Annotated in this window: 1 protein-coding gene; it reads left to right on the forward strand. The window is 40.6% G+C overall.

The genetic code is table 11. From position 1 onward, the window contains the following. The coding region (locus E0E16_RS06260) for an IS30 family transposase (protein ID WP_130829756.1) at positions 1-658 on the forward strand (658 nt) is incomplete at both ends.

Raw genomic sequence — 658 nt, forward strand, 5'->3', positions numbered from 1 at the left:
ATTAAGGAATATATCACCAATGACCAGTGGTCTCCACGACAAATATCAGGTTATCTGCGCAAGAATGAGGGAATAAAGGTGTCCCACCAATCCATTTATAATATCATTCATAATGATACAACAGGGGAACTTGCCAAACACACAAGGCATAAGATGAAATACAGACATCGTCCCAAGGGCAGACATCTTCCAATTAAAGACAGGTTGAGTATCCATGAAAGAAGTAAGGAAGTTGACGGGAAGAGATTCGGAGATTTTGAGATGGACTTGATCGTAGACCCTGACCAGCATACCATACTCACACTGGTAGAGAAATCCACCAATATGCTGCTTATGCAGAAACTGCCATTTGGAAAGCAGTCAAAGCCTCTGGCAAAGGTAGTTAGGAAACTGCTGCCACCATACAAGGACTGTCTGAAGACCATTACAACAGACAACGGACCTGAATTTGCAGCACATAAGGACATTACCAAGTTCTTAGGCGTGCCCGTATACTTCGCTGATCCATATTGTTCTTGGCAAAAGGGAGCGATTGAGAATACAAATAAACTAATCAGACAATATATACCGAAAAAGGATTCGTTTGAACATTACACAGACAAGAGAATTATGTCGATACAAAAGAAATTGAACGAAAGACCGAGAGAAAAATTAAACT

This window comes from Prevotella rectalis, assembly GCF_900607215.1.
Classification (GTDB): domain Bacteria; phylum Bacteroidota; class Bacteroidia; order Bacteroidales; family Bacteroidaceae; genus Prevotella; species Prevotella brunnea.